The 4,289-nt window shown below is 63.7% G+C and carries 1 protein-coding gene; it reads left to right on the top strand.

What is annotated here, in order from left to right; genetic code table 11:
* Positions 1–786: 786 nt before the first annotated feature.
* Positions 787–4,289 (top strand): hypothetical protein (locus tag OXU43_00875; protein MDD9823728.1); only part of this gene is annotated, 3,503 nt, incomplete at its 3' end.

Here is a 4,289-nt window from a genome sequence, read left to right as displayed (position 1 = left end):
GCCGGCGCCTGGCGGCTTGGCTGCTGCGACTCCCCCTCAAGGGGGGAGTGATGGGAAGAATGAGGCGCAGTTCTTGCCCTTGGCTTGAACAGGGGCGGGAATGGCGAGGTGGGAGCGCGGGAAAGGCAGGCAAGTAAAATGCCTGGATTGCAAAGCGCCTATTGCAGCCTTAGCTCAGGCGGAACTGTGTCCTTGCGCAGCAGGAATAGCGGAAAAAGCGGGTGGGAGAACGAATCCTCAATTTTGAGATTGGCTTCATAGCTGGCTATACTTTTTCTCAGCACGGCTGCGGAGTTACCCTTCGGGGCTCCTGCCGAAGACTATAACCGAGCTACAGACAGGGCTGATCGCCTGCCTGCGGCAAATCGGCGGGAGCGCCAGCATTGCTTTCGCAGTCGCGCCATGTCCCGGCACTTTGCCGAATCTCCCGCTCAAGTTGCCGAGATAGTAACTCCTGGGAGGATATTGCAATGGGTTCTGGCAAATCAGATTGTAAAAAAACGATAATGGCCTATAATTACTCAATATATAAAGCATTCGGCAAAAGCGAGTCATACCAGGTGGCTACGTGGCAATGGTCTTAAGAGAGGAGGACTAGCCATATGAGAATAAGCACGGGCCGCGAACCGCGGCCGTGGGGCACTGCGAGGAAGCTGTTTCCGGGGCGTTCTTCCCGATCGGGGGAAAGGCGTAGCGTAAAGCGACCGATGCAGTTCATGCGCAACCGCATTGATCCGATCGATCTTATTGCTGGATAAGGGGTAAGCCCTTGCGGGCGACGAACGAATGAAAACCAACGCAATAGCCTGGCAGGCGCAAGCGGAGTGCCGCCGACCCGTTCCCCCGGGCGCCTGCCGTGCCGGCGGGAATACGCGGAAATCCTTCGCATTGGCGGCGACCCTGCTGCTTTCGTTGTGCTGGGCAGGGCAGGCCAGGGCCGGCGAATATGCCGTTTTCAGTGCCGGGGGGGTCCGGGGTTTCATAGTCGCCCTGGATGCGCTCGGCACCAGCGGACAGGTAGCCCCTGCTTCGTCCGACACCCCGGCTCAACGCAATTTATTTATGCAGGCAGCCCGCGGCGGCCTCCTCTCGGAGGAGCATGTCTCTTACTATCTTGCGGCCAGGGCGGCCGGCACGATCACCGTCGTTCACGACAACTTGCTGTTCCTTCGTTGTCAGTGCAGCGAGCCCTCTTTGGATCGCAGCACGAACCCGAACATACTTCTGGCGCCGCTTATCACCATCGCCGCCCCATCCCTGGCGGACCTGGGGGAAACCGGCGTGACCCTTACCGCATCGGTCGGAGGCGAAGGCGCGGCCATGATCGCCAGCCAGGCATGGACCCAGATCAGCGGCGCTTCCGTCACCATCGCCAACTCCGACATGTTGGCCGCCAGTTTTACCGCTCCCGGGACCGCGGGCGATTTGGTATTCCAGGTCGAAATTACGGAAAGGCCGTTCCCGTTGGATTCGCGCAGGGTCACTGGCACCCGCAGAGTTACGGTCACCGCGGCCGCCGCGACATTTGCCCTGAGCGGCCCGGGCAATGTGGAGGAAGGCGCCGCTGCCCAGTACGTCGTCACCTACACCGGCGGCAGCGCCCTGCCTGCCGGCGGGGCGACCTTGGATTACGCCGTGACCGGCGGCGCCGGCATGGCAACCGCCGCCGATTTCGCGGGCGGCAATTTCCCGAGCGGCGACAACGCCATCGTATTTCCTGGCGGCGCCGCCAGCGGCGCCACGCAGACTTTCAGCGTTACTCCCCTTGATGACGACATCAGCGAGGCCGCCGAGCGCTTCTCCGTCACTATCGGCGATCTCCAAACCAGTGCCCCCGGCGCCGTCATTTTCTCCGCTGAAGCCAGTGTGGACACCGTCATCGGCGAGAGCGACCGGCTAGTGACGCTGAGCATCGCGGCTCCGGGCAGCGCGCTCACGGAAGGTGCGTCCGCCACCTTCACCGTCTCTTTTCCGGAGCTGGTCAATACTGCCGCGGCTGTGGCGGCGACCTGGACCATCACGCCCGGCACGGCTATGGAGATGGCGACCGCGACTTCCGATGCCGACTTTTCCGTCCGCACCGGCACGGTCACCATCCCCGCCGGGATGCGTTCCATGACCGTTCCCATCACCGCCGCCGACGACGACCTGAATGAAGGGATCGAGATTTTTCTCGTCACGCTGAGCGCCCCCACCGGCGGCAGCCCCTTGTTCAGGCCGGTGCTGGCCACGGCGCCCAGCGCGCAGGCCACCATCGCCGCCAGCGACGATGCCATGATTGGCATTAGCAACACCAGCGGCACCGACACCGACCCGGCCGTCGCTGGTTTTCAGGTGCCGGAGGGCAGCGCCGGGCGCTTTACTATTGTCCTGTCGGACCCGGCGGACCGTATGATCGCGGTCCGCGCGGGGGCTCCGATCGAAGTCAACTACATGATTGACGGCACGGTCGCCGACGCGGCGTCCGCCGCCGACTACATCGCCGCGGGCAGCGTCATAATCGAAGCGGGCCAGTCCAGCGCCGAAATCAGCATTGCCCTGGTTGCGGATGCGGTCACTCCCGAGACGGACGAAAGAATCCGGGTGAGGCTGGCTACAATTGACGCGGACGCGGGCGCGGGGATGCTCGCTTTCGATCTTATCCAATTTGGCCCGTTCGCGGGCATGCCGGATTTTGGAGACGTGTTTATCAGGGACGTCGTCTTCCCCCGCCATTTCAGCGTGCGCGCGATACCGGCCGGCACCACAAGCATCGCGGAAGGCGGTACGTTCCATTTCCAATTGACGCTCGCCGGCGATCAGCCGTTGCCGGGAGAGAGGAGCACGGTGGACTGGGTCATCGGCGGCGATGTGACGATGGACGATTACGAAATTACGGGGGGCTCGGACACCGATGGCACGATCAGTGTTGCGCCCATCGGCGATTCTTTAGGCCCGGACGACACTGCCTGTTGCAGCATTAATATTTTGACCTTGCGGATCACCGACGACATGGTCAGTGAAGACGCCGAGGATTTAACCATCACCCTCAGCAACCCCGCGGGCGGCGGCGGGGCTGGCGCGGGGATCGCAACCGCGTCGGACACCGTCACCATCCGCGAGAGCGACCGGCCGGTGACGCTGGGCATCGCAGGCCCGGGCAGCGCGCTCACGGAAGGCACGGCCGCCAACTTCGCCGTCTCTTTTGCGGAAGCTACCGTCCTCACCGATACGCTGGGGGTGAGATGGACGATTACCCATGGCGCATCCCCTGAGAGCGCGACCACCGATGCCGACTTTTCCGTACTCACCGGTCTGGTCTTTATCAATGCCGGGCAGAGTTCCACGAACATTCCCATCACCGCCCGCGAAGACAACATGGGCGAGCAAGTGGAGAACTTCCTTGTTACGTTGAGCGAACCTTATGGCGGCGGTCCCCACGTTTTGTTGGCGCTGGCCGAGCCGCCGAGCGTCGAGGCCAGCATCGCCGCCAATGCCGGCCCGCCTCGTAATTTTTCCGTCACCGCGGACAGCGCCATGGTCAGCGAGGGCGGCACGGCGACATTCACCGTCGAACTGACCGGAACTGCGCCGGAGACAGGCAACGTCTCGACGGTGACGTGGACGCTAAGCGGCGTGGAAACGACGGATTATACCGCGCCGACCAGCGCCGGCGGTGCGCTCACTTTCGGCAGTCTGGGCAGTGAAACTGTAAGCGTTGCCGTCGCCGCCGACGGCCTGAACGAAGCGGCCGAGACATTGACTTTCACGCTCAGCGATTCAGGCGGGGGCGGTGTCGGCGGCACCGGAGTCGAAACTGCCGTCGCGCAAACGACGATCGCGGCGAGCGATCCGGTCACCTACAGCATAGCCGATGCGGGTTCGGTCGCCGAGGGAGCGCCGGGCGCGACCGCCACGCTGACCTTCGCGGTGTCTTTGAGCGGCGCCTCGGAGGGCGCGGTGACAATCCCGTACCAGTTGGGCGGGACGGCGACGGACGGCACGGACTACGACGCGCTGCCGCCGAACGCGGTAACCGTTTTGGCGGGAGAGACGACGGCCAATCTGGTGATCGCGGTGCAAGGCGACGACCTGAACGAGGCGGACGAGATCATCGAGGTGACGCTGCTGGCCGAGACCGCCGACGACTTCGCCAAGGAAGCGGCGACCGGCACGGTGACGCTCACGACGACGATGGACGATCGGAGCGGCAGGGGCACCATCACCGACGACGATGCCATAGCGGTGTCGGTCAGCGGCGGCGGCACTGTCAACGAGGGCGACAGCGTCACGTTCACGGTAAGCCTGGG

It is taken from the genome of Gammaproteobacteria bacterium, from assembly GCA_028817255.1.
Taxonomy (GTDB): domain Bacteria; phylum Pseudomonadota; class Gammaproteobacteria; order Porifericomitales; family Porifericomitaceae; genus Porifericomes; species Porifericomes azotivorans.
Note: the sequence above shows the minus strand (reverse complement) of the source record. Positions and strands in the feature narration are given on the sequence as shown.